Source organism: Georhizobium sp. MAB10, from assembly GCF_045012825.1.
Classification (GTDB): domain Bacteria; phylum Pseudomonadota; class Alphaproteobacteria; order Rhizobiales; family Rhizobiaceae; genus Georhizobium; species Georhizobium profundi.
The window spans coordinates 1,179,517-1,204,078 of sequence record NZ_CP118314.1; the positions used below are offsets into that span (position 1 = coordinate 1,179,517).

At 62.0% G+C, this 24,562-nt stretch carries 27 protein-coding genes and 2 tRNA genes; 21 read left to right on the top strand and 8 right to left on the bottom strand.

Annotated features, from left to right (window positions below):
• The first annotated feature begins 83 nt into the window (after positions 1-83).
• On the top strand, positions 84-488 hold the full coding sequence (locus tag PU133_RS05365; protein ID WP_404863809.1) for a hypothetical protein: 405 nt from the start codon (positions 84-86) through the stop codon (positions 486-488).
• Positions 489-491: 3 nt separating this feature from the next.
• Here PU133_RS05365 and PU133_RS05370 read toward each other — a convergent pair whose 3' ends face one another.
• Positions 492-1,478 (bottom strand): alpha/beta hydrolase, encoded by a 987-nt coding sequence (locus PU133_RS05370; protein ID WP_404863810.1) that lies wholly within the window; start codon positions 1,476-1,478, stop codon positions 492-494.
• 99 nt (positions 1,479-1,577) lie between these two features.
• Between PU133_RS05370 and PU133_RS05375 the strand changes: the two genes are divergently transcribed.
• Together PU133_RS05375 and PU133_RS05380 are read left to right on the top strand one after the other, a co-directional pair.
• A complete protein-coding gene (locus tag PU133_RS05375; protein ID WP_404863811.1) occupies positions 1,578-1,913 on the top strand; it encodes a hypothetical protein in 336 nt (111 codons plus the stop codon).
• An 83-nt stretch (positions 1,914-1,996) separates the two neighbouring features.
• Positions 1,997-2,674, top strand: a complete 678-nt coding sequence (locus PU133_RS05380; RefSeq protein ID WP_404863812.1) for a response regulator transcription factor — start codon at positions 1,997-1,999, stop codon at positions 2,672-2,674.
• Positions 2,675-2,678: 4 nt separating this feature from the next.
• Here PU133_RS05380 and PU133_RS05385 read toward each other — a convergent pair whose 3' ends face one another.
• Positions 2,679-6,185 (bottom strand): PAS-domain containing protein, encoded by a 3,507-nt coding sequence (locus PU133_RS05385; RefSeq protein ID WP_404863813.1) that lies wholly within the window; start codon positions 6,183-6,185, stop codon positions 2,679-2,681.
• A gap of 229 nt (positions 6,186-6,414) precedes the next feature.
• Between PU133_RS05385 and mscL the strand changes: the two genes are divergently transcribed.
• From mscL to PU133_RS05400, 3 genes are all read left to right on the top strand, one after another.
• A complete protein-coding gene (mscL, locus tag PU133_RS05390; protein ID WP_126008453.1) occupies positions 6,415-6,828 on the top strand; it encodes a large conductance mechanosensitive channel protein MscL in 414 nt (137 codons plus the stop codon).
• A 100-nt stretch (positions 6,829-6,928) separates the two neighbouring features.
• Entirely contained in the window at positions 6,929-8,095 is a 1,167-nt protein-coding gene (locus PU133_RS05395; RefSeq protein ID WP_404863814.1) for a pyridoxal phosphate-dependent aminotransferase, read from the top strand.
• Between the two features lie 166 nt (positions 8,096-8,261).
• On the top strand, positions 8,262-8,858 hold the full coding sequence (locus PU133_RS05400) for an outer membrane protein (protein ID WP_164527805.1): 597 nt from the start codon (positions 8,262-8,264) through the stop codon (positions 8,856-8,858).
• 113 nt (positions 8,859-8,971) lie between these two features.
• Here the strand turns inward: PU133_RS05400 and PU133_RS05405 are convergent, their stop codons facing one another.
• On the bottom strand, positions 8,972-9,649 hold the full coding sequence (locus PU133_RS05405) for a YrbL family protein (protein WP_404863815.1): 678 nt from the start codon (positions 9,647-9,649) through the stop codon (positions 8,972-8,974).
• Positions 9,650-9,961: 312 nt separating this feature from the next.
• On the opposite strand from PU133_RS05405, the gene PU133_RS05410 reads away from it, so the two are divergent.
• The 3 genes from PU133_RS05410 (at position 9,962) to PU133_RS05420 (ending at position 12,300) form a co-directional block, all read left to right on the top strand.
• The gene (locus tag PU133_RS05410; protein ID WP_404863816.1) at positions 9,962-10,900 is read left to right on the top strand and encodes a sulfurtransferase; all 939 of its coding nucleotides are present in this window, start codon (positions 9,962-9,964) and stop codon (positions 10,898-10,900) included.
• A 93-nt stretch (positions 10,901-10,993) separates the two neighbouring features.
• Positions 10,994-12,118, top strand: coding sequence for a YeeE/YedE family protein (locus PU133_RS05415; RefSeq protein ID WP_404863817.1), 1,125 nt, complete (start codon positions 10,994-10,996; stop codon positions 12,116-12,118).
• Positions 12,115-12,300, top strand: a complete 186-nt coding sequence (locus PU133_RS05420) for a hypothetical protein (RefSeq protein ID WP_126008464.1) — start codon at positions 12,115-12,117, stop codon at positions 12,298-12,300. The genes PU133_RS05415 and PU133_RS05420 overlap by 4 nt, the downstream gene beginning before the upstream one ends.
• 15 nt (positions 12,301-12,315) lie before the next feature.
• On the opposite strand, the gene PU133_RS05425 is transcribed toward PU133_RS05420, so the two are convergent.
• Positions 12,316-12,870 (bottom strand): hypothetical protein, encoded by a 555-nt coding sequence (locus PU133_RS05425; protein WP_404863818.1) that lies wholly within the window; start codon positions 12,868-12,870, stop codon positions 12,316-12,318.
• A gap of 277 nt (positions 12,871-13,147) precedes the next feature.
• Between PU133_RS05425 and PU133_RS05430 the strand changes: the two genes are divergently transcribed.
• The gene (locus PU133_RS05430) at positions 13,148-14,926 is read left to right on the top strand and encodes a flagellin (protein ID WP_404863819.1); all 1,779 of its coding nucleotides are present in this window, start codon (positions 13,148-13,150) and stop codon (positions 14,924-14,926) included.
• Positions 14,927-15,020: 94 nt separating this feature from the next.
• On the opposite strand, the gene PU133_RS05435 is transcribed toward PU133_RS05430, so the two are convergent.
• Positions 15,021-15,722, bottom strand: a complete 702-nt coding sequence (locus tag PU133_RS05435; RefSeq protein ID WP_404863820.1) for an outer membrane protein — start codon at positions 15,720-15,722, stop codon at positions 15,021-15,023.
• Positions 15,723-15,934: 212 nt separating this feature from the next.
• A tRNA-Thr gene (locus PU133_RS05440) sits at positions 15,935-16,009 on the bottom strand.
• Positions 16,010-16,170: 161 nt separating this feature from the next.
• Between PU133_RS05440 and PU133_RS05445 the strand changes: the two genes are divergently transcribed.
• From PU133_RS05445 to PU133_RS05490, 10 genes are all read left to right on the top strand, one after another.
• Positions 16,171-16,497, top strand: coding sequence for a hypothetical protein (locus PU133_RS05445; RefSeq protein WP_404863821.1), 327 nt, complete (start codon positions 16,171-16,173; stop codon positions 16,495-16,497).
• A gap of 330 nt (positions 16,498-16,827) precedes the next feature.
• Positions 16,828-18,117 carry a UDP-N-acetylglucosamine 1-carboxyvinyltransferase gene (gene murA, locus PU133_RS05450; RefSeq protein WP_126008474.1) on the top strand — a complete coding sequence of 430 codons (1,290 nt, stop codon included), beginning with the start codon at positions 16,828-16,830 and terminating at the stop codon, positions 18,115-18,117.
• Between the two features lie 160 nt (positions 18,118-18,277).
• Positions 18,278-18,727, top strand: a complete 450-nt coding sequence (locus PU133_RS05455; protein WP_126008476.1) for a DUF2948 family protein — start codon at positions 18,278-18,280, stop codon at positions 18,725-18,727.
• 32 nt (positions 18,728-18,759) lie between these two features.
• Positions 18,760-20,061: a histidinol dehydrogenase gene (gene hisD, locus PU133_RS05460; protein ID WP_404863822.1), complete on the top strand. Its 1,302-nt coding sequence runs from the start codon at positions 18,760-18,762 to the stop codon at positions 20,059-20,061.
• The gene (locus PU133_RS05465; protein ID WP_404864451.1) at positions 20,061-20,537 is read left to right on the top strand and encodes a UPF0262 family protein; all 477 of its coding nucleotides are present in this window, start codon (positions 20,061-20,063) and stop codon (positions 20,535-20,537) included. The genes hisD and PU133_RS05465 overlap by 1 nt, the downstream gene beginning before the upstream one ends.
• Positions 20,537-21,004, top strand: a complete 468-nt coding sequence (locus tag PU133_RS05470; protein ID WP_404863823.1) for a low molecular weight phosphatase family protein — start codon at positions 20,537-20,539, stop codon at positions 21,002-21,004. The genes PU133_RS05465 and PU133_RS05470 overlap by 1 nt, the downstream gene beginning before the upstream one ends.
• A gap of 142 nt (positions 21,005-21,146) precedes the next feature.
• Complete coding sequence (gene infA / locus PU133_RS05475; RefSeq protein WP_004435948.1) at positions 21,147-21,365, top strand: translation initiation factor IF-1; 219 nt, start codon at positions 21,147-21,149, stop codon at positions 21,363-21,365.
• Between the two features lie 53 nt (positions 21,366-21,418).
• Positions 21,419-22,042, top strand: a complete 624-nt coding sequence (locus PU133_RS05480) for a Maf-like protein (protein WP_126008484.1) — start codon at positions 21,419-21,421, stop codon at positions 22,040-22,042.
• Between the two features lie 2 nt (positions 22,043-22,044).
• Complete coding sequence (gene yacG, locus PU133_RS05485; protein ID WP_404863824.1) at positions 22,045-22,272, top strand: DNA gyrase inhibitor YacG; 228 nt, start codon at positions 22,045-22,047, stop codon at positions 22,270-22,272.
• A 120-nt stretch (positions 22,273-22,392) separates the two neighbouring features.
• A tRNA-Phe gene (locus PU133_RS05490) sits at positions 22,393-22,468 on the top strand.
• Positions 22,469-22,543: 75 nt separating this feature from the next.
• Here the strand turns inward: PU133_RS05490 and hppD are convergent.
• Positions 22,544-23,659: a 4-hydroxyphenylpyruvate dioxygenase gene (gene hppD / locus PU133_RS05495; protein WP_404863825.1), complete on the bottom strand. Its 1,116-nt coding sequence runs from the start codon at positions 23,657-23,659 to the stop codon at positions 22,544-22,546.
• Between the two features lie 119 nt (positions 23,660-23,778).
• Between hppD and PU133_RS05500 the strand changes: the two genes are divergently transcribed.
• Positions 23,779-24,261 carry an Lrp/AsnC family transcriptional regulator gene (locus tag PU133_RS05500; RefSeq protein WP_126008491.1) on the top strand — a complete coding sequence of 161 codons (483 nt, stop codon included), beginning with the start codon at positions 23,779-23,781 and terminating at the stop codon, positions 24,259-24,261.
• A gap of 28 nt (positions 24,262-24,289) precedes the next feature.
• On the opposite strand, the gene PU133_RS05505 is transcribed toward PU133_RS05500, so the two are convergent.
• The gene (locus PU133_RS05505; RefSeq protein WP_404863826.1) at positions 24,290-24,511 is read right to left on the bottom strand and encodes a LuxR C-terminal-related transcriptional regulator; all 222 of its coding nucleotides are present in this window, start codon (positions 24,509-24,511) and stop codon (positions 24,290-24,292) included.
• Positions 24,512-24,562 lie beyond the last annotated feature (51 nt).

A 24,562-nucleotide genomic window follows, 5' to 3' on the forward strand; every position in this document is an offset into this window, starting at 1 on the left:
CTTCGCGTGTAACGATCCGGATATCCTATTTCGGACGCGTTTCAATGGGCATAGTGACCGTGATTAAGCAATTGGAGGCGACGATGTTGCACAAATTTCCCGCCGCCGCACTGATCCTTGGCCTTTTGGCCGGTCCTGCGGTCGCGCAGGACGATGGGCGCTACGCGATGGAGCGTACCGAAGACGGCTTCGTGCGCATGGATCGACAGACCGGCGAGGTCTCGGTCTGCCGGGAGCAGGGCGAGGATCTTGTGTGCCGGCTGGCAGCCGACGACCGGCAGGCCTTCGAGACGGATCTCGACGCGCTGTCTGACCGTGTCACGGCGCTCGAGGAGCGGCTTGCGGAGTTGTCCTCGGCCGATCTGCCGCCTGAGGAAGAAATCGACCGCGCGATGGGCATCATGGAGAGCTTCATGCGCCGCTTCTTCGGCATGGTCCAGGAATTCCAGCAGGAGCTGGGCACGCCCGAGGATGGCACCCGCACCTGATCGCTATGTGGCGAGCGCCGCATCGATCCGGCTGTTGAGGAAGGTTTCTATCCGCTCGTGGCTCGCTTCCGCCAGCTTCGTTTCGAAGCTCTGGAAGACGTGACAGCCGCCCGGCGCAATGTCGATCTCGGCCGTGTTGCCGGCAGCCAGCCAGCGGGCCGCCATAAAAAGCGTATCATCGATCAAAAGGTCGGCGGTTCCGCAGGAAAACAAAGCCGGCGGCATGTCGACCAAGTCGGCAAAGAGCGGTGAAACGGCGGGGTCGCGCCGGTCGATCGTTGCCGGCACGAAATTCTCGACGAATTTTTCCACGTCCCGGGTGTTGAGGATCAGCTTGTCGCTGCCCCAGTTCCTAACGCTCGGAGTAAGCGACAGATCAAAGCAGCCCGCCGTGAGATTGGCAGCTGCGAATGGCGTCAGCTGGTACCGATCACGCAAGGCCACGAGCGTGGCGACGGTGAGGTGTGCGCCGGCGGATTCGCCCCCGATGGCCAAAACGGAACGGTCAAACTCCGAGCCGCCTTCGCCGACGAGCCACAAGGCCGCGGTCAGGCAATCGTCGATGGCGGCAGGAAACGGGTGTTCGGGCGCAAGACGGTAGTCGACCGACACGGCAGAAAGGCCGGTTACTTCGACCAGGCGCCGCAAACGCAGATCGTTCTCGCGCGCCGTTCCCATCACCCATCCACCGCCGTGAAAATGCAGATAGGTTCCGCGTGGGGCACGTGTCAGCGGATGCAGGATGCGCAGGCCGATCGGATGTCCGTCATCGCCCACGATGGTCTGCTCGATGGCGTGGCGGTCGGGTGGCGGCAGTGGAAACGAGCCGCGACCGGCAGCGCGCGCCTTCCTGATCTCCGGCAGGCTGAACGACCAGATGTCGGGTGCCGCAGCCAGCCGGGCGAGGATGCTTTCGTTGAGATCCCGGGTTTCCCCGTCTATGTTTTCGGGCGCGAAAATGTCGGGACTTGGCCACTCGACTGCACTCATCACGCACGAATCTCTTCTCAAGACTGTCGTTTTGCCCGTCCTGCACCATATGGGTGCAGTCCAGGATGGCAATGGGCGCGTCGACGAGGAGATAGGCAGTTGAGGATCATCATTGGACTTTTCGGACTCGCCTTCGGGTTGCTGATCGTCTGGGCGAGCCTGACGGGCGATTTCTGGGCGGCCGGCAGCTTCCTGACGTCCGATCCCTGGGGGATCGTGTCTCTCGTGGATCTCTATCTCGGCCTTTTTCTGTTCGGCGTGATCATCGCGCTCGTCGAGCGGAGGCCTTTCGCCGTCCTGTTGTGGTGCCTGCCGCTGCCTTTTCTCGGCAATCTCTGGACGGTGCTCTGGTTCGTCGTCCGTTGGCGTAAGATAAGGGAGTGGGCCGGCCATGCGGTTGCGTCCGTTCGTGGACAAGGGCAGAAAGCGCTTTGAGCGCAGGACGTTCGCGTCTAGCATGAGCGTTCAATGTCGGCGCCCGGGCGGAGGTCTAACCGAAGCGCCGTCGGGAGGGGCATTTGACTTCGAACACCACAATCATCATCGCCGATGACCATCCGCTTTTTCGCGGTGCGTTGCGGCAGGCGCTCAACGGATTGGGAGAGGCGGTCGAGATCGTCGAATCCGGTGATTTCGATGCAACGCGGCAAGCGGTCATCGACCATCCCGATGCCGACATCATGCTCCTTGATCTCGCCATGCCCGGCGTGAGCGGCCTTTCGGGCCTGATTTCCCTGCGCGCGGAATTCGTCAGCCTGCCGGTTGTCATCGTGTCGGCTTCGGACGATGGGGCAACGATCCGCCGGGTGCTGGATCTCGGTGCATCGGGCTTCATCCCGAAATCCGCGAGCATCGACGATATCCGGGCCGCCGTGCGGGCCGTGCTGGATGGCGAAGTCTGGATCCCCGCCTCGATCGACGTGGCGGAAGAAGCCGACACCGAAGTGCAGGATCTCATTCGCCGACTGCAGACGCTCACGCCCCAGCAGAGCCGGGTGCTCGGCATGCTGGCCGAAGGCTTGCTGAACAAGCAGATCGCCTACGAACTCAGCGTGTCGGAAGCCACCATCAAGGCCCATGTGTCCGCGGTTCTGCAGAAGCTCGGCGTCGACAGCCGAACACAGGCGGTCATCCAGCTGTCGCGAATCGGCATGGGCGGGTTGAACGCCCTGCCGGAAAGCGCCTCGACGCACTGATACGTCACTCGGCCGCCTGACGACGCGCAGCGGCAATCCTGGCCAAAAACGCGCGCAGCGCTGCAGGCCGAACCGGCTTGTTCTGGATGGCGATGCCCTCGGCATCCGCCATGGTGCGCACCTCGACCGTCCTGTCCGCCGTGACCATGAGCGCGGGCAGATCGGTAGCAAAGCGCTTGCGCAACCGGATGACTGCGCCGATCCCGTCGCCATCATCGAGATGATAGTCGACGATGAGCGCTTCGGGCACCGGGTGGCTAGGTGAGAGCGCGTCGATCTCCGCGATCGAATGAAGGCCGGTGACCGAGCAGCCCCAGCCCGTGAGCAGGGTGATCATGCCTTCGGTGATGCGCTTTTCGTTGTCGAGCACAAGGACGCGGAGACCGCCGAGGCTTGTCACCGGTCGTATATCGTGAACGCTGCTCTTTTCAGCGGCTGTCGCACGGCTTGCCTTTTCCATCGGAACGGTGACGCGGAAATCGGTGCCGCGTCCGGACACGGAGCTCAGGCTGACACGGTGATTGAGTACCCGCGCCATGCGATCGACGATGGAGAGACCCAGCCCGAGGCCGCTGGCTGTCCGGATGCCTTCCTCAAGCCGTGCGAACTCCTTGAAGACGGTGCGGAATTTGGAGGACGGTATGCCGATGCCCGTATCGATCACCTGGATTTCGACATCCTTGCCCCGCCGGCGGGCGCCGACGACGACGCCGCCGCTCTTGGTGTATTTGAGCGCGTTCGAAACGAGGTTCTGGATCAGGCGGCGCAAGAGGTTTGGATCGGTGCGCACGACGAGCGATGTCTTCATGACCTTGAACCGCAGATTGCCGGCCGCAGCGACCGGCGCGAAGTCCGTCTCGATCCGGCGGAAGAGCTCGTCGAGCGCCACGACGGAGAAACGCGGCTTCATCGCCCCGGTGTCGAGGCGGGAAATGTCCAGCACCGCGCCGAGGATCGATTCCACGGAATCGAGCGAGGAATCGATGTTGGTGGCGAGATCGCGGTTTGCCGTGTCATCCAGACGTTCGACGAGCGCTGACGAATAGAGGCGGGCGGCGTTGAGCGGCTGGAGAATGTCGTGGCCTGCTGCCGCAAGGAAGCGGGTCTTGCCAATATTGGCTTCCTCTGCCGTCGCGCGGGCTTCCGCGAGCTCTTCGTTCACCTGCGTCAGCTCGAAGGTGCGCTCGGCAACGCGCTGCTCCAGCGTCTCGTTGATCTGCTTGAGAGCAAGATCGGCCTTCACGCGCTGGGTGATGTCGGCATAGGTGGTGACGATGCCCTTGTCGGGCATCGGGTTCGATCGGATTTCAATGATCCGGCCGAGGCTCGGCAATTCGAGCGCGAAGGCCTTGTCCATCACCATGAAGTCGGCAAGCACCTTGTCGGCCTGCTTCGGATCGAGGTCACCGCGCTCCTTCATGATCGCGATGATCTCGCGCAGCGGAAACCCCACCTGCCCGACGGCCTCGGGCAAGCCGAGCAGATCGCGAAAGCGCGTGTTCCACACGGTCAGCCGGCTCAAATGGTCGAAGACCGTGATGCCCTGGTCCATCTGGCCGAGCGCCGTCTGCAGCAGGTCGCGATTGTACTGCAGGGCCTCCGAGGCCTCGTCGAGAAGCCTCGCCGTGGCGGCTGATGTGTCGTCATGCTTCTGGAAGAGCAGTGAGAGCACCAGGCGCGAGGACGCAGAGCCGATCGCGCTGCCCAGAAGCTGTTCCGCAAACCGCACCAGGCCCATGTCCACCGCGGATTGGGGCTCCAGCCAACGACCAGTGGTCGTCTCGTAGGTGTGGAACGAGCGTTCCGTGCGCCGCTCGCCCAGATAACGCGCGATCGTCGCCTTCAGGTCCTTGACGGTCACCTTCGTGGACCAGCGGCCGGAAGCTGGGTTTGCCAGTGACCGCTGCGGAATGAAGACGTTCGCCTGCAGCCTTTCAAGGGGCTTCAGATCGCGCGACAGGGAGCCCACGACGTAAAGCACGATGTTGAGCCCGAGGCTCAAGACGGTTGCGTTCAGCAGCGGATCGGCCATGGCCGGCGACGTGGCGTCCATTCCCGGAAGCAGGAAACTCAGGATTTGGGCCGAAAGCATGGTCTGCTCGGGCCCACCAAGGCTCGGGATGAAGAGGAGATAGAACCAGACCAGCGTGCCGCCGATCAGGCCAGCCACGACGCCTCGCGCATTCGCACCGCGCCAGATGAGACCGCCGAACAGCGCCGGGGCGAGCTGGGCGATCGCCGCGAACGACAGGAGGCCGATCGACGCCAGGCCCCCGCTGACATCCGATGCGCGGAAATAGCAGTAACCGAGAAAGACCGTGAAGAAGATGGCGGTTCGGCGGATGCGCAGGATGGTCAGGGAGGCGTCGCGGCCGGCAATCGAGCGGCGGAACGAGCTTTGACGCAACAGCACCGGCATCACAATGTCGTTGGAGATCATGATCGAGATCGCCACCGATGCGACGATCACCATGGCGGTTGCGGCGGAAAACCCGCCGATGAAGGTGATGAGGGTGAGCTCCGGCACGTCGAAGGCAAGCGGCAGGGACAGCAGATAGAGATCCGCGTCGCCGCCGCCGTCGAAGACGATGAGGCCGGCAAGCGCAACCGGCAGCACGAAGAGATTGATGGCGATCAGATAGGCCGGGAAGAGGAAGGCTGCCGTCTTCAGTTCGTCGTGGGTGCGGTTTTCGACAACCGTCACATGGAACTGGCGCGGCAGGAGAATGATCGCAAAGGCCGAGAGCACCGTCAGCAGGAGCCATCGGCCGAGCGACGTTTCATAGGCCATGGCTTCGACGGCCTGCGCGTTCATCTGCGCTGCCTCGAAGAGGGCCCCCGGAGAATCGAAGATCCAGTAGACGACGAAGAGGCCCACCATGGTGAAGGCGATCAGCTTGACGACCGACTCCATGGCGATGGCGAGGATCAGGCCGTCCTGGTGCTCGGTCGCGTCCGTGTGACGAGTCCCGAAGATCACGGCGAAGACGGCGAGCATTCCGGCGACGACCAGCGATATCTCGGTGACGAGGAAAGACTCGCGAATGCCGCCGATGCCGTTCGCATTGACGATGGCCGTCACGCTGCTGGACACGGCCTTCAGCTGAAGGGCGATATAGGGAACGGCGCTGATGACGGCGATGAGGGCGACGATGCCGGCCACAAGCGGGTTCTTGCCGTAGCGCGCCGCAATGAAATCGGCGATCGAGGTGATTTTCTCGGCTTTGGCGAGACGCACGATGCGGCGGATGACGGGAAAGCCGATCGTGAACATCAGGATCGGGCCGATATAGATCCCGAGGAATTCGAGACCGCGCTCCGTCGCAAGACCAACGGAGCCAAAATAGGTCCAGGACGTGCAGTAGATCGCGAGGCTCAGCGCGAAAATGACAGGCCGGCCGGCAAGGCGCCGCTTGGGACGCATGCCGATCTTGTCGCCATAGGTCGCAATGGCGAAAAGCAGCAGCATGTAAAACAGCGCCGAACAGAAAATGACCCAGCCGGCGACCATTCAACCTCCCCAATCGCCTCGTCGTCATAAACGGAAAGGCCGTCGATGACGACGTGAAAGCATAGCGCGATCGGTACGTCGCGCAAATTATGCGAAAGACGGTGCGCAGCGCTCCCCGCACCCGCGAAATCGTATCGTGGCGCACAACTGCTTGTGATAATTCTGCGCAAGGCCGGCTCCAGCGCGCCGGCCTGGTCGAGGGTTTCCGACCACCAACGGAGGGTAGTCAATGCTGAACGAGTTCAAGGAGTTTATTGCCCGCGGCAACGTCATGGACCTGGCAGTCGGTGTGATCATCGGCGGAGCCTTCGGTCTGATCGTTTCCTCGGTCGTCGATGATGTCGTCATGCCGCTCGTGGGAGCCGTTCTCGGCTCGGGCGTCGATTTTTCAAACTACTTCATTCCGTTGTCGTCCGACGTCACGGCCAATACGTTGGCAGCCGCCCGCGAACAGGGCGCGGTTCTCGCCTACGGCAACTTCCTGACGGTCGTGATCAATTTCGTGATCCTCGCCTTCATCATCTTCCTTATGGTGAAGGGCGTGAACCGGCTTCGTCGCAAGCAGGAAGACCCGGCGCAGGACACCGCTCCGCCCGCCGATATCCTGCTTCTGACCGAGATCAGGGACCTGCTGAAGAGGTAGGTTCGTCCATCATCAGCATCGATCCGTCGATCAGTGCTTATGACGTGTGCCCCGCCTCGAATTGCGATAGGCAGTGCCGATCAAGAGGCGGAGCACATTCATGTCCCTCATGGACCATCTGAACCCGATTGCGCATTCCGTGCCGGAAAGCGGGATCGTCGAAGTCGTCAATCACGGGCGCAGCCGTGAAGGGCTGATTGCGCTTTGGGTCGGCGAGGGTGACCAGCCGACGCCAGCCTTCATCTCGGATGCCGCGTCGGCCTCGCTGATACGCGGCGAGACGTTCTACACCTGGCAGCGCGGCATCCCCAATCTGCGCCAGGAGCTGGCGAACTATCATTCCAGGCATTTCGGCGCATCGTTTGATGCCAACGAGTTCTACGTCACCGTTTCCGGCATGCAGGCAATCCGCATTGGCCTGGAGGCGATCGTCCCGGCAGGATCCGAGGTGCTCTATCTGTCGCCGGCCTGGCCGAACTTCCCGGCCGCAGTCACCATCACCGGGTCGCAGCCGGTGCCGGTGCTGCTCGAATTTACAGAGCGTGGCTGGAGCCTCGATATCGGCAGGCTCGAAGCGTCCATCACGCCGCGCACCAAGGCGATCTTCGTCAACTCACCCTCCAACCCGACCGGCTGGACCGCTTCTGCCGACGACCTCAAACAAATTCTCGATCTCGCCCGGCGCCATGGCCTTTGGATCATGGCGGACGAAATCTACTCGCGCTTTCATTATGCTGGTGGTCGTGCACCATCGTTCTTCGACATCCGGGAAGAGGGCGACCGCATTCTCTTCGTCAATTCCTTTTCCAAGAACTGGGCGATGACCGGCTGGCGGATGGGATGGATCACAGCGCCGCCGGAAATGGGCCAGGTGCTGGAAAACCTCATCCAGTACGCGACGTCGGGCGTGCCGCATTTCCTGCAGCAGGGCGCTGCGGCTGCGCTCGAACACGGCGACGGTTTCGTGGACGAACAGGTCGAGCGGGCGCGGCAGGCACGCGATCTCTTCTGCGATGCCCTGCTGGCCACCAACCGCGTGCGCCTCGTGAAGCCGGATGGTGCCTTCTACGCGTTCTTCGCGATCGACGGCATTGATGACCCGAGACGGGCCGCACTCGACATTGTCGACAGCACGGCGGTCGGGCTTGCGCCGGGCACGGCATTCGGTGCTGGAGGCTCGCCCTTCTTCCGCGCCTGCTTCCTGCGCCGCCTTGACCAGATGACGGAGGCTGCCGACCGGTTACAGGCGTTCATCGCCGACCGCTGACGTCTGGCGAACCTCCCTTCCAAAGCCTGTTGCAACTTCGCCACAGCGCTGAAATCGTGGAGAAGTTGAACTGGATCGTAAAGGATTGGTTCATATTTTCAGCGATAGTGGCGCCATGAAATTCAAGCGATCCACTCCCTCAATCGGGTCGCCTATGGAGAAGACAATGAAGCACATCATCGCAATCGCACTTGCCTCTACCGTCATGTCCGCATCGGCATTTGCAGCCGACGCCATCGTCTACAACGAGCCGGCTCCGGCCAGCGCTCCTTTCGTCGCTCCCGGCTTCGACTGGACCGGTCCGTATATCGGTATTCAGGCTGGTTATGCCTGGGCCGAGCTCGACACCGGTCCTGCAACGATCGACGCTGACGGCGTGCTCGGCGGCATCCATGCCGGTTACAACTACGACTTCGGCGGCTTCGTCGTCGGCGGCGAAGTCGACTACGACTTCGCAAATGTCGAGATCGATGGTGGCCTCGGTGAAATCGACGGCGTTGCACGCGCCAAGCTGCGTGCCGGCGCCGATCTCGGCCAGGTTCTCGTCTACGGTACGGCAGGTGGTGCTTATGCGACCGCCGACACCGCTCTCGGTGACCTGAATGATTTCGGCTGGCTCGTGGGCGCTGGCGTTGATTTCGCTGCTACCGACAACATCATCGTCGGTGCCGAGTACCTCTACCACGACTTCTCGAACTTCGACGACAGCGGCATCGACGTCAACGTCCACACTCTGAAGGCGAAGGCTTCCTTCAAGTTCTGATCGCCTGAGAGCGACAAAGCTAAAGCAAAGGGCGGGCGAAAGCTCGCCCTTCTGCTTTTCGGCCAGTGAGTGCGTGACCGATTCGGCTGCCGCCTCGCGCCGACACAGCGATCTCAGACCGGCTGGGCTCCGGTGCTTTCGTCGATCGCACCCTTTGCCACCAGTGCCTGGTAGTTTCTCATCTTGGCGCGACATTGCGCGATGGCGAAGCGTTTCAGGAGGGTGTTGATGCTCGTGCTGAAGGATTTGAGCTTCAGCAGGCTGTCATCTCCCCAGCCATCCACCATGAAACACGCATAACCATCACCTCGCCGTGCACAGCAGATATTCTGCGGCGTCAGATCGCTGACGACGATGGGTGCCGCCAGCACCTTGCGGAAGAAGTCTTCAACTGCCTGCTCGGCAGCGGGGGTGAACGTCTTGCGCAGGATCATCTGGCGGACATCCGGCGCCAGCGTGCCGTCGTCATCGCGCACGATGCCAACGACCAGCCCGGGTCCGAGATTGGTTTCCAGCAGGCCGCGGATCGGCGTCATGAAATCCGGGTAGCCGCCAAGCGCATAGAGTGCGAATTGCTCGCGCAATTCGTCGATCTGCATGGAATGGGCGCCGGAGCGATAGAAATACCGCTTCCAGCCCTGGAAGGGACGGGTCCAGTTCTTCAGGTCCGGGCGAACGATCTTGATGCAGCAACTCGGATCGCCGGGGTGATGGAACACCCGCCGCTTCGTGCCCTGGCCGATGAGAGGCACATCCGTCAGGTCGAGCACATCGTGATGGCTGCTGGACAAAATCGCGGTTCTCTTCGGTGGGAACAAGGTGGTGGACGAGGATTTGCCCGTCATTGAGCCAAAAAGCTCATGCGTCAAGGCGATGGCGGCGACGATGAGGCTGCATCGCTCCCGTGGGCCTGGAAAAATTTATCGTTCTTCGCCCATTACGCTTTGAAACATCCTGTGTCGCTGGAATAGGGCGGGCAAATTTTTCGTGGGGAACGCAGAAGCCGGAAAAGTTCTCGGAGACCCTGTCCTCCCGGTTTGTCAAAAAGCGCCCGGGCTCATATTTAGCTTTCAAGTTTTCCTCGCTTATTGTCGGAGTTCACAATGCCCCAAGCGCGCAGCCTGCTGATCGCAGCTCTCGTTTCGCCCCTTCTCGCCAGCACGGCATTCGCCGCACCGGATGGCTGGAAGCCGCTTCTCGAGCCGCAGGAATTGTCCGCGATCCTGGCGCAGGACGAGACTGTCCGCATCATTCGCGTCAGCGGTGACAGCGGCTTTATCCCGGGCGCTGTTTCCGCACCCTATGCCGATTGGCGTGGACCCGCGGAGAACCCCGGCGCGCTCCGCGAAGTGGAGTACTACCAGGATCTCGTCCAGAGCCTCGGCATCGAGGCCGACACGCCGGTGGTGCTCGTTCATGAAGGCGCAGACACGACCGACATGGGTACCGCAGCGCGCGTCTACTGGACGCTGAAGTCGCTCGGCGTCGAGGATCTCGCGCTGGTCAATGGTGGCTTCACGGCCTGGCGCGAAGCGGGTCTTGATGTGGCGAACGAAGCCGGCACCGTAACGGCGAGCAGCTGGGAGCCTCAGTGGTCGGATGAGTGGCGTGTCTCCACCGAAGAAGTCGAGCAGCATGTCGCTTCCGGTGATGCCCGCCTGATCGACGCGCGCCCGCAGAGCTTCTTCGAAGGCATTATGTGGACCGTCGCCGATCCAGGCACGCTGCCGGATGCCGGCAACCTCACCTATGAGAGCTGGTTTGAGGGCAACCGCATGGTCGATGCGGCAGCTGCCCGCCAGATTGCCGAGGATTACGGCCAGACCGATGCGCCGCTCACGGTATCCTTCTGCAATACCGGCCATTGGGCAGCGATCAACTGGTTCGCGCTGAGTGAAATGGCCGGCGTCGAGAACACCCGCCTCTATGCCGAAAGCATGGCGGAATGGACCCAAGCGGACCGTCCCGTTGCCAACCAGCCGAACGCCTTCACCTATTACTGGCTTTCGACGAAGCGCTGGGTGGAAAGCCTCTTCTCCTGATCTCGGGATCGGGCCTGAAGTCCACCTTTTTAGTCCAGACGTCCGCCGCGCCCTGCTAGGGGCGCGGTCCGCATTGTTCAGGTAGTGATTGAAATGATCCTCAACCGTCTGTCGCTGATCGCCGCCAGCCTCGTGCTCGTCGTCGTCGTCTTCGGCCTCGCGGGTCCGCGCGCGGCTCTTCTCGTTCTGGTCGGCATCGGCTTTGGCCTTGCACTTGAAGGGCTTCGCTTCGGCTTTGCCGGCCCATGGAGGGTGATGATCACCGAAAGGGACGGGCGCGGTCTGGTCGCGCAGCTGCTGGCGATCGGGCTGACTGCGGCCGTCGCCATTCCACTGCTCGCCTCTGCTCCCGGTGAACTCATCGGTGCGCATGCGCCGATCGGCCTGGCGATGATCGCCGGTGCTTTCGTGTTCGGCGCGGCCATGCAGTTGGTCATGGGCTGCGGATCGGGAACGCTGGTCAATGCCGGCAGCGGCAATCTCATCGGCGCCGTCGCCCTTGTCGGCTTCATCGCCGGCAGCTTTCTCGGCACCTTGCATCTCGACTGGTGGACGGGCCTCGGTGCACTGCCCACGCTCACGATCCAGGGGCTTGCCGGGACCAATGGCGGTCTGGCGCTCACGCTCGTAGGACTTGCTGCGGTTGCCGCCTTCGCGATCGCCCGTTCGGCGCCCGGCAAGAAGATGCCGCCGCGCCGGTTGTGGATTGCGGCGATCCTCATCGCGCTTCTGGCCATCGGCAACCTTATCGTCGCCGGACAACCCTGGGGCATCGTCTATGGTCTAGGGCTTTGGGGCGCCAAGATCGCCCAGGCAGGCGGCATGGATCTCGCCGCCAATGCATTCTGGTCTGGCCCAGTGCATGCGGAGCGGCTGGAGCAGAGCATTCTGACCGACTACACGTCACTCACCAATATCGGCCTTCTCTTCGGCGCGTTCCTCGTCATACGGTGGCGCGCTCCCGTCGGTGAGCAGGTCAAGCGTCTCAAACTCGAAAGCTGGGCCGTCATCCTGATCGCCGGTCTCGTGCTCGGCTACAGCGCCCGCATTGCGTTCGGCTGCAATGTCGGGGCGTTCTTCAGCGGCATTTCCACCGGCAGCCTGCATGGCTGGGTGTGGTTTGCGGCAGCGTTTATAGGATCCGGTGTCGGCCTGAAGCTTCGCCCCGTGCTGCTGCGACCAATGACGCCCCCTGTCGGAGAAGGACAACCCGCATGACGAGCGAACACTACCGCTTTCCCGGCCGCACGCTCGTGGCGCTGACCACGATGCTGGTCGTTCTGGTGCTCGCTGCCTTCGATCTTCAGGCATCGGGCGGCATTGATCCCTTCAACGCTCCGAGCCCCATTGCGCTCGGCTCCGGTCAGGCACCGGGCGGGGCCCACTGCTCCGGCGCGTGAGCAGCGCGCGTCTTTTCACGCGTGGGATTTCTCGGCTAACAAGGCCGGCGGGCAGTGGCGCTCGAATGCGGCGAGTATCTCCAGCCAGGCAGGGGAGAACTTGTCGGATTCGGGATAGGGCGCGAAACGGTCGATAAGTCCCTCAACGTAATCGCCGTGCTCGATCACGGTCCCCACCAGCGCTGGATCGGGCGTTGTATCGACAACCAGCAATCGTCCAGCGCTGCGGGCGCCGAATGCCTGGGCAAGCTCTATGCGCAGATCTTGCGGCACTCCCTGATTGTCCTTGACGACGAACACCACATCCGGATCTTGAAGACGCCCCCGGAACTTCTCGAGCAGATGGGCGACCTTGGCTACTTCCTCGGCATGAATTGCGCGTCTCGTGTCCTCATCGTGGAGCCATCCGACGCTGTCGGACTTCATGCGGGTGTGAAATGCGATGTCGTATGCCGCGTCGCGCACCATGTCGAAATCCGGCATCAGGTTCTCGAACAGGAAGAGACCGGCAAAATCGCGCTCGAAAAGCTTCAGCAGCGATGCAGGTGGGCAGAAGGCCCAGCGCAGCAACCCGCCTGCTTCACAACCCAATGCGCGCTGAACGAAGCCGAATTCGCAATTGATACCGACATTCTCGAACCGCTCGATTGCCGCGACCGTCTGCATGCCTGCTTCCCCCAAAGCCTCTAAGGCAGAATGGCGGGCGAAGCGTGCGGTGGCAATCCGGTTGCAACGAAAGATTGAATAGAATTCGCAGCCGTTAATCTTTCGTTAACTACTTTCACCGCAATTTCTGCGTGTACTTCTTCTGCTGCATGACGCGCGCCTTCCTCGGGATTTTCCCTCAGTGACCAGTGTTCTGACCAATCGTGCCGCCATGGCTGCGAGCGCGACCCTGCGTTCTATCGCCCTTCTCTCAAACTCTACACAGCTTCAGGCGTCCAGCGGTCTGCGCATTGGCAGCGCCAGCGACAACGCTGCATACTGGTCGATTTCGACGACGATGAAATCCGATGCAAAGGCCCTCGGCGCAGTCGGCGATGCGCTTGGCCTCGCGCGTGCCAAGATCGATGTCGCTTATCAGGGCTTGTCTTCGGTGATCGACGTGCTGAGCGAGTTTCGGGCAAAACTGGTCGCTGCGCAGGAACCGGGCGTCGATCCCGCAAAAATTCAAAAGGAACTGGACCAACTCAAAGGCCAGGTGGAGTCCATCGCCGCTTCTTCGAGCTTTAACGGCGCGAACTGGTTGAGCACCGACATTGATGACATCCACGACCGAACGCTCGATGTCACCCATGTGACATCGACGATGACCCGAAGCGCTAATGGCTTCTCGGCACTGTCCACGATGGAATTTCACCTCTCGGAGACATCGCTCTTCAACACCAGCGGCGGCGGGCTCCTGGAGCCCGACAGCCGCCTTTCTCTCACGCTCGGCGGAATTCGTAACTCCGATAACTACCGGAACCAGGACGGCGAAATCGTCATCGATCGTTTCAATACGCTAGCAGGCGAGCGGGCACGCTTTGAATTCGACTTCACCGGACCCATGACCTTCGATGATCCATCGGACGCGATCACTTTCGACCTGGTCGTCGACAAGGACAATCCGAGCGATGTGGCGCCGCCTCACGATCAAGGCCGTACCACATCGCTGCGCATCGACCGGGCCGTCGTCGACGCGGTTCTGCCGTCAGCCAACGGGACGATCGGGACCTATCAGGACTACATCCGCGTACTCGATCACGTGCTCGCTCCAGCAGGTGCGCGAGCTGCACAGATCATAGTATCCAACGGGGACGGAACGACTTCGCCGATCCACAATCGCATCCGCCTCTCCACATCCGAAAATTCTGGGCTCGACGGCTCCTATCTCGAGATCAGCGGTCTGACGGCAGTCGGCGTTTCTGCAAGTGGTTTGACGAATCAACAGGTTTTCGGAACGCGAGGCTCGGGCATGACGCTTTCGTTTTCGCCGTTCACCGTGCATCTGGACGGAAAGTCGGACGACGGCGTGAAGGTCTCATTCTCCTTCTCGGCAAATGGCGAACCTCAGCGCTTCTATGAGTTCGATCGTAGCTATGTGAACGCGCTGTTCGACCGGGATACGGGCAAGGTCGAGACGGTGGAGGAGATGCACGAACTCCTGACCTCCCTTATCGCCGCAGATTGGCCGGACGTGCTGATCGAGGTCGACAGCGCGTCCACCATATCGATACGCACCGATCCTGCCGTCGATCGGCTGGCGGGCGGGCGAACGAGGATCGGGTTCAGCAATATCGACGTCAGCATCGAGCCGCTCGCGGATCTGTCGTTTCGAGCCATCGACATCGCAACTAACCCCGCGATGAAGGGGATTTATCTCAACTACATGGACACAGTGCTGCAGAAGGCGATCGATGGCACTGCGACGCTGGGCGCATTCCGAAAGCGCATCGACATGCAGACCGACTTCAACGCGAGCCTGATCCAGTCGATCGAAAAAGGCGTTGGCAGGCTCATCGATGCCGACATGAGCGATGTCTCGACGCGGCTGAAAGCGCTGCAGGTGCAGGAACAGCTGGCCGGACAGTCGCTCGCCATCGCCAACGACAATACCGATCTCGTGATGCAGCTGTTCAACTGAGCAGGACGCCCCGCGTCGGTTGAGCGGGATCTCCAAACGCACAGAAAAGCCCGGCGCGAGGCCGGGCTTTTGCTTTTGAAATGTCAGGTCCTGATCAGAAGCGGAAGTTCACGCCGACCTTGACCGCATGGAAGCTCAGATCTTCCGCGATCGACACGCCGCCGGCGTTGAAGATCTCGTCGTCACCGAGGTCGGTATAGGAATACTCCGTCTGGAAAGAGATGGTGTCCGTGACGGCGTATTCGACGCCAGCGCCAACCGCGAAGCCGTGCTTGACGTCGTTGTCGGTCGAGACGCTGCCGATGCCGGTTGCCGAAAGCGTCTGCTCGGTTTCGCCATAGGCGTAGCCGCCGTGTGCGTAAATAAGCAGATCATCCATGGCGAAGCCGGCGCGAGCGCGAACGGTGCCGAGGTACTTCAGCGTGGATTCGGCCTGAACTGCACCGAAGCCCGGAACGGCGGCAGTGATTTCGGCTTCATGGTTGGTTGCTGCAATATCGGCAACCGCGCCGAAGACGAGCTGGCCGAACTGCTGGTCGTAGCCGATCTGCGCGCCGCCGAGGAAGCCACTGCCCGAAACGGAGAGATCCAGCGTGTCGGTGCCGTCCGTGCCGGTAAAATCGTAGTCGCCGGTCGTCACGCCACCGAAGGCGCCGACATAGAAGCCCGACCAGTTATAAGCAGCCGCAACCGGCGCCGCTGCAGGTGCAGACGGAACCGACATGATGGCGTCGGCAGCGTATGAAGCAGTACCAAGTGCGAGAAATGCCGCCGATGCGGCAAGAACGATTTTCATGGGAGCCCCCGTTGAAGTTGATTCGCCTGCAAGAAGTACAAGCTATGAGGGCGCGGCACTGTCTCCCTAATGCAACACGACGGCGCTAAGTATTTATTATCTCGGGCTAATTTGGTGAGGTGCGTGGTGGTTCGACGGGCGCCTGCTGATGAAATCGAAAAGGATAATGTCCTAAGACGTAGTGCTAGAAAGGCTTTCGTATGGGGGAGGGCTGGTGCTGCGAGAGAGGATTGAACTCTCGACCTCTCCCTTACCAAGGGAGTGCTCTACCACTGAGCTACCGCAGCTTGATGACCGGCGCGGGACTGCCGCGGGCAGGGGCCTATTGCCATAGGTTCAGGGGGAGTGCAAGCCGCATCTCGCATCGTTTGAACGGGCGATGCCGATGGCCGTATTGGCACGACACAGGCTTTGATTGCATGGTGGGATCGGCTAAAGCGACGTGATCATGAGCGATGAAATGGGCAAGAGCGACAGCGGCCAGAGCGACATTGGCGAGCGGGTCCTTGGCGGAAGCGATGAGGCCGGCTCGATCGGAACGACGTTGAGCGGCGCGACGCCCAAGGATGCCGGCGGGGCCGCGGCGCGCGATGCGACTGGCAACACGCAATCGCCTAAACCAGACGCGGCCATGGCGCCAAAGGCGGTCAGTGCGGCCGAGCGTAAGAAAGAGCGGCTGGCCGCAGCGCTTCGCGACAATCTCAAGCGCCGCAAGGCGCAGATGCGCGGGCGACGGGCCATGGGCGACGGTGAGGACAACAGCGGCGGCTCCTGAGCGACCTGGCGCTCGGCAAGCAGGCCGCGGCGAACTCAGGGAGTGGCTTTTGCGCAGTCTGCACGCTTGGCGCCCTGTGGATGGTGCGAATCAGTCTTGATATCCGCATAATTGATCTCTAGCGCGCCTGTGGGGCATCGAAGATGCGGTTCATGGATGGCGCTGGAAATAGCCACCGTGCGGCCGCATCTCATCATGCGCGTCACGCCGCTCTTGCGGTGCCGGCGCGCGGATCTGAATTCAATCGGTCGCAGCGACGCGACGGGCAGCCCGCGAATGGGTTTTGTCGATCACCAGGAGAGGGCGGACTGTCGTCCGCATAGCAAGCGCATGGATCGTATCAAAGTCATCGGCGGCAACCCTCTTTCGGGCATCATCCCGATTTCTGGCGCCAAGAACGCGGCGCTGCCCCTGATGATCGCTTCGCTCCTGACCGATGACACGCTGACGCTCGAAAACGTGCCGCATCTGGCGGATGTCGAGCAGCTTGTGCGCATTCTCGGCAATCACGGCGTCGACATCACGGTCAACGGCCGGCGTGAGCGCCAGGGCGAAAGCTATGCCCGCACCGTGCACTTCACGGCGCGCAACATCGTCGACACGACCGCGCCATATGAACTGGTGTCGAAGATGCGGGCGAGCTTCTGGGTCATCGGCCCGCTCCTGGCGCGCATGGGCGAAGCCCGGGTTTCGCTTCCAGGCGGCTGCGCCATCGGTACGCGCCCGGTGGATCTCTTCCTCGAAGGCCTCGCGGCGCTCGGCGTCGAGATCGAAATCGACGGCGGCTATGTGAACGCCAAGGCGCCGAAGGGCATCGTCGGCGGGCGCTACGTGTTCCCGAAGGTCTCGGTCGGCGCGACACATGTGCTGATGATGGCGGCGACGCTTGGCAAAGGCGTCACCGAGATCGAGAACGCTGCACGCGAACCGGAAGTCGCCGATCTCGCCAAGTGTCTGAACGCCATGGGCGCGAAAATCTCAGGCGCCGGCACCTCGACGATCACGATCGAGGGCGTCGCCTCGCTTTCGGGCGCGCGTCATCGGGTGCTTCCGGACCGCATCGAGACGGGCACCTATGCGATGGCCGTCGCCATGACCGGTGGCGATGTCGTTCTCGAAAACACCGATATCAACCTGCTGCGCTCGGCGATGGATGCCCTTCAATCCGCCGGCGCGCAGATCAGCGAAACGGAAAGCGGTATCCGCGTCGTGCGCAATGGATCGGGAATCGCCCCGGTCGATGTGACGACCGATCCGTTTCCGGGCTTTCCGACCGATCTCCAGGCCCAGTTCATGGGGCTGATGACGATGGCCAAGGGCGAGTCGCGGATCACCGAGACGATCTTCGAGAACCGGTTCATGCATGTGCAGGAACTCGCGCGGCTTGGTGCGCGCATATCGCTTTCGGGCCAGACCGCCACCGTTAGCGGCGTCGACCGGCTGAAGGGCGCGCAGGTGATGGCTACCGATCTGCGGGCATCGGTGTCGCTCGTCATCGCCGGGCTTGCTGCCGAAGGCGAGACGGTCGTCAACCGCGTCTACCATCTGGATCGTGGGTTTGAGCGGCTTGAGGAAAAGCTCACCAACTGCGGCGCGCAGGTCGAGCGCATCTCGGGCTGATCGGCCCGGGTGCGGTAATCGAGCTGTCGCCGTTGCGAAACCGGATGGGCGTGCTTATGTTGCGCTGCACAATGAAATGCGAGCACGGCCGCTCGCGTGGCATGGCCCGCAGCGGATCGACCGCATTGCGCATCGGCGCCGTCTCCAAGAGAATGCAGTGATGGATCTGATCAAACTCATAGCCCTCGACAGCGAAGACCTCGACGTTCTTTCCGCGCATATGCAGGACGCCGTGCTGAAGGTGGGCGACATGAGCTACGACGCCAAGAGCCGGCAGTTCGTGCTCGGAGCCAACCGGTTCGTCTGGGAAGTCGCACAGGGCAAGCGGCAGAAGAGCTTCGAGCGCCGGCGCGCCGCGATGCATTTCGATCGTGTGCTTGGCGTGCGCTCCAGGGGCTTCGATCGCGGTGCGCGAGAGACGGTCTTGTCGCTGCTCGCGGTTCAGTTCGTGCCCGACGTTGCGACAGAAGGACCGGGTGGAGAGATTGAACTGATCTTCGCCGACGATATTTCCGTTCAGCTCAACGTTGAATGTATCGAGGCGCAGCTTGCCGATCTTGGACCAGCATGGGAAACGCAGCGCCGACCGCGCCATCCAGAACGTGATTGAGCGCTAAAGTATCTGTGCAGGGAGCAAGCCGCTTGGCCATTCGTCTCGATCATCAGGAACCGGATTTCGAAGCACGTTTCGCGGCGTTGCTTGCAACCAAGCGCGAAGTGTCCATCGATGTCGGCGATGCTGTCGCCAAGATCATTGCCGATGTGCGCGCGCGCGGTGATGCCGCGCTGATCGAATTGTCCAAGCAGTATGACGGTATCGACCTGGAGCATGACGGTCTGGCCGTGACCGAGGCCGAAATCGATGCGGCGATGGATCTGGTCGATGCGCGGACCTTGGATGCGTTGCGGCTTGCGGCCGGGCGGATCGAGGCGCATCACAGCCGCCAGCTCCCACGCGATGATTTCTACGAGGATGCGCTTGGCGTGAAGCTCGGTTCGCGCTGGACGGCGATCGAGGCGGTGGGCCTCTATGTGCCGGGCGGCAAGGCGAGTTATCCGAGCTCCGTCCTGATGAACGCGGTTCCCGCACGGGTCGCAGGCGTCGAGCGGCTGGTCATGACGGTGCCGGCACGGGCCGGTGCGCTCAATCCCGTCGTGCTTGCCGCTGCGCGCATTGCCGGCGTGACCGAGATCTACCGGATCGGCGGCGCGCAGGCTGTCGCGGCGCTCGCCTTCGGCACTGAAACGATCAAGCCGGTGGACAAGATCGTTGGTCCGGGCAACGCCTATGTCGCTGCGGCCAAGCGGCAGGTGTTCGGCCATGTCGGCATCGACATGATTGCCGGCCCGTCGGAGGTTCTTGTGGTCGCCGATGGCGGCAACAGTGCCGATTGGCTAGCGGCCGATCTGTTGGCGCAGGCCGAGCATGACGAAGCAGCACAGTCTATCCTCATCACCGATGACCGCGATCTGGCGGATGCCGTCGAGCGCGCCGTTCTCGCCCAGTTGACGACATTGTCCGGCCGGGAGCGGGCGGAAGCAAGCTGGCGTGACCATGGCGCGGTGATTACCGTCGGCGACCTCACCACGGCGCTTCCTCTGATCAACCGCATCGCCGCCGAGCATCTGGAACTTGCGGTGGAGCGTCCACACGATCTTCTGCCGCATATCCGCAATGCCGGCGCCGTCTTCATGGGCCGCCACACGCCGGAAGTGATCGGCGACTATGTCGGCGGGTCCAACCACGTGCTGCCGACGGCCCGTTCGGCGCGGTTTTCGTCTGGCCTGTCGGTGCTCGACTACGTCAAGCGCACGTCGGTGCTGGAGCTCGGGCCGGATCAGCTGGGCGCGCTCGGGCCGGCGGCCATCGCGCTGGCGGAAGCTGAAGGTCTCGACGCCCATGCGCGGTCCGTGTCCATCCGCATGAACATGCCGGGTTCGTGATGGGAACAAAGGGCGTCTTCCGGCTCAGCGACGTCGAACTCGACGAATCGATCGGCCGATCGACGCCCGATGTCGAGCATGAGCGCGCAGTCGCCATTTTCGACCTCGTGGAAGAGAACAGCTTCGAACCGGTGGGACATTCGGGCGGACCCTACAAGCTCAAGCTCTCGCTGGTCGACATGCGCCTCGTCTTCGCCGTGACGACGGAAAGCGGCGATCAGGTCGTGACGCACATCCTGTCGCTGACACCCTTCCGGCGGATCGTGAAAGACTATTTCATGATCTGCGAAAGCTATTACGATGCGATCCGGTCGTCTTCGCCGGGCCAGATCGAGGCGATCGACATGGGTCGTCGCGGCATCCACAATGACGGATCGCAGACGCTGATGGACCGGCTCGAAGGCAAGATCAAAGTGGATTTTCCGACGGCGCGGCGCTTGTTCACCCTGATCTGCGTTCTGCACTGGCGCGGTTGATGCCACCCGCCGATACCGACACGCCCGCCGAAGAGAGGCGCGATCCGGGTTCGGTTCTCTTCGTTTGCGGCATGAATTCGATCCGCTCGCCGATGGCCGAGGCAATGGCGCGTGACATTCTCGGGCCCGGCACCTATATCGCTTCGGCGGGCGTCAGGCCGGGGACGCGCGATCCGTTCGTCGATGCCGTTTTGAACGAGATCGGGCTGGATCTCGGCAAACGGCAACCGCAACTGCTCGACGATCTCGAGGATGACTTTTTCGACGTCATCGTCACGCTCGCTCCGGAGGCGCATCACCGGGCGCTGGAGCTGACGCGGACGAACGCGGTCGACGTGATCTACTGGCCGATGCCGGATCCGACGGTCGCGACCGGGACGCGCGAGCAGATCCTGGAGAGTTATCGCGATGTGCGCGACCGGATCAGGACGGCGATCATGGCGCGGTTCAGGTCCAGACGCGACTGATCTGACCGCGGTTGGCACAAGTGGCATCGCAGTCGCCGGCGTGATCTCGATGGTTCACAAAGGTAACCGGATTGTGTAGTTTCCGCCCAATTTCGGCCGAGGCCTCGGCCTGGGCACTTAAAAAAAGAAAGAACCGACCTGTATGGCAAAAGAAGAAGTCCTGGAGTTTCCGGGCGTCGTGACCGAACTGCTTCCGAATGCGACCTTCCGCGTGAAGCTGGAAAACGAGCACGAGATCATCGCCCACACCGCCGGACGCATGCGCAAGAACCGCATCCGCGTGCTGGCTGGTGACAAGGTGCTCGTCGAAATGACGCCCTATGACCTGACCAAGGGCCGCATCACCTATCGCTTCAAATAGCCTTCCAGACGGCCCCAGGCGGCCGGCGGAACGGCTGCGGCTCGGGCTCACCCATGGCGTTGTCCAAGAAACTCATTCTTGCATCCGGTTCGCCTCGGCGGGTCGAACTGCTTGCGCAGGCCGGCATCGAGCCTGACAAGCTGATGCCGATGGAAATCGACGAGACGCCGGCAAAGTCGGAGCACCCTCGCTCGCTTGCCCGGCGCCTGTCGAAGGAGAAGGCGGAGGCTGCGCGCGCCGCGATCGTGTCGGATCCAGCGCTCAAGGGCCATTTCATTCTCTCGGCGGACACCGTGGTTTCTGTCGGCCGGCGCAGCATCGGCAAGCCCGAGCGGGTGGATGAGGCATCGAACGCCCTCTACCTGCTCTCCGGCCGTTCGCACCGCGTGTTTACTGGTGTGTGCGTCATCACGCCGTCCGGCAAGCTGCGGCAGACGATCGTGGAGACACGGGTGCGCTTCAAGCGGCTGTCGACGGTTGAAATCGATTCCTACCTGGCATCGGGCCAGTGGCGCGGCAAGGCGGGTGGGTACGCCATCCAGGGTTTTGCCGGTGCCTTCGTGGTCAAGCTCGTTGGCTCCTATACGAACGTCGTCGGCTTGCCGCTTTATGAGACCGTAGGTCTCCTGACGGGCGAGGGTTACGACGTGCATTTGAACTGGCTGGAAGCACGCTGAGCATGATTGACGGTGTCGACGGCAAAGTGACGCCCTTGCGCAAGCCGCGGCCGTGCCCGGAATGCGGTAAACCCTCCAGCCGGGCCACGTTTCCGTTCTGCTCGACCCGCTGCAAGGAAATCGACCTCAATCGATGGCTGACGGGAGCCTATGTCATTCCGGTGCACGAAGACGATCCGGAAGAGGGCGATGGCAGCCTGCCGAACGACGATCAAACAGGCCGCGAATAGACTGACAAATTTCGATGCCGGGTGCTGGACACCGCAATTTCGGGTGGCTATAACCCGCCCACTTCGAAGGGCCAGCCAACGGCCTTTCCCACCGCAGAAATGTCGGCGGATCAAGAAGATGCCCAGGTAGCTCAGTTGGTAGAGCATGCGACTGAAAATCGCAGTGTCGGCGGTTCGACTCCGTCCCTGGGCACCATTTTCCTGAAGCGCATCTCTTCCGTTTACAGCCGACCGGGAATGACTGGCCGGCTGCACGCAATTCGCTCAAGTTCTATTCAGCAGCTTCCGATCTGCTCAGCACGCCGCGGCGGACCTGGTCTTCCTCGATCGATTCGAACAGCGCGCGGAAATTGCCTTCACCGAAGCCATCGTCGCCCTTGCGCTGGATGAACTCGAAGAAGATCGGGCCGATCACGGTCTTGGAAAAGATCTGCAGCAGAACGCGGGTCTCGCCGCCACCGACGACGCCTTCGCCGTCGATCAGGATGCCTCGCTTCTTCAGGCGTTCCAGCGGCTCCTGGTGGCCGTCGACACGTTTCAGGGACATCTCGTAATAGACGTCCGGAGGACCTGGCATGAACTCCATGCCGGCATCAGCGATGCTGTCGGTCGCGCTGTAGATGTCATTCGTAGCGATGGCGATGTGCTGAATGCCTTCGCCGCGATATTCGCGCAGATATTCTTCGATCTGGCTGTGCTCGTCGGCGCTTTCGTTGATGGGAATGCGGATCTTGCCATCGGGCGAGGTGAGGGCGCGCGACGTGAGACCCGTCTGCTTGCCCTTGATGTCAAAGAAGCGGATCTCGCGAAAATTGAAGGTCTCGGCATAGAACCGGTACCAGGTGTCCATGTTGCCGCGCACGACATTGTGCGTCAGGTGATCGAGATAGAAGAAGCCGAAGCCCTGCGGCTTCGGATCGGGATCACCCAGCCACTCATAGTCTGCCGAATAGCAACTGCCATTCTCGCCATACTGATCGATGAAATAGAGGAGCGATCCGCCGATACCGACGACAGCGGGCGCATCGATGGACTTGCCGTCGCCGTTGTAGGGCTCGGCGCCCAGGCTGACGGCGCGGTCGAAGGCGTGCTCAGCGTCGACGACGCGCCAGGCCATGGCCGGTGCGCACGGGCCGTGTTCGGCGCAAAATTGCGCGGCATGGGAGTGGGGTTCGGCGTTCAGCAGGTAATTGATATCGCCCTGGCGGTAGAGCGTGATCGCCTTGCTACGGTGTCTGGCGACTGCGGTGAAGCCCATCTGGCGGAACAGACCATCGAGAACCTCCGGTTCGGGATGGGCGAACTCGACGAATTCGAACCCATCCGTGCCGGCCGGGTTGGCTTCAGTGATCGTTGCCTTCGGTGCGTCGTGTGGAAAGGGTCCCATGCGTATCCTCCTCGCTGCAGAACGGTCGTCATTCTACTGCCGGAGGCGTGCAAGCGGCTTGCAATCTCATGCGTGCAAGACGACGATGATGCATCGAAATCGATAAGAAGCGAGCCTCGATGCAAGAAATTCGTATCGACCGCGTCGATGCTGCAATACTCAATGCGCTGCAGCGGGACGCGACGCTGACCAATGCCGACCTCGCGGCCGAGGTTCATCTGTCACCGTCGCAATGCTCGCGACGGCGAGCGGCGCTTGAAGCAGGCGGGCTGATCAAGGGTTACGGCGCGCTTGTGGACGCGGATGCGCTCGGCTTCGGCATGCGCGCGATCACCCGCGTCAACCTCCGTTCGCACGGCCAGGAGCAGGAGGCTGCCTTTGCCGCGTTTCTCGCACGTCATGAGGAGGTGCGGGCAGCCCACTCGGTGTCCGGCGATGCGGATTATGTGCTCGACATCCGCGTTCCCGATCTCGCCGCGTTTGCACGCTTCGTCCACGAAAAGCTCCTGCCGCAGCCACAGGTGACGCAGGTACGGTCGGAGATCGTGTTGAAGACGCTGAAAGACGAGGTCGGCGTGAAGGCGGTTCCGACCGGCTCATGACAAACCGGCTGGCCCCTTTGTTATGGCTTTATCCGACGAGGCCGAGACGCATGGCCTTGATGACGGCGTGTAGGCGGCTCGAGGCACCCATCTGCATGGCAGCCTGATCCAGCGTCTGCTCGATTTCGCCGACCGAGCAGCCCAGCTGGGCGGCGATCAATGTGGTGTCGCGGCCGTCCGCGAGCAGGCGCAGGCAATCCATCTCGTGCTGGCTGAGCGCGCTGGCGCCCAACTCGTTCATCTTGTTCATGGTCGTCTTTCGAACTCTACGATGAGAGTCTGAGGGCTGCCGACATCCATG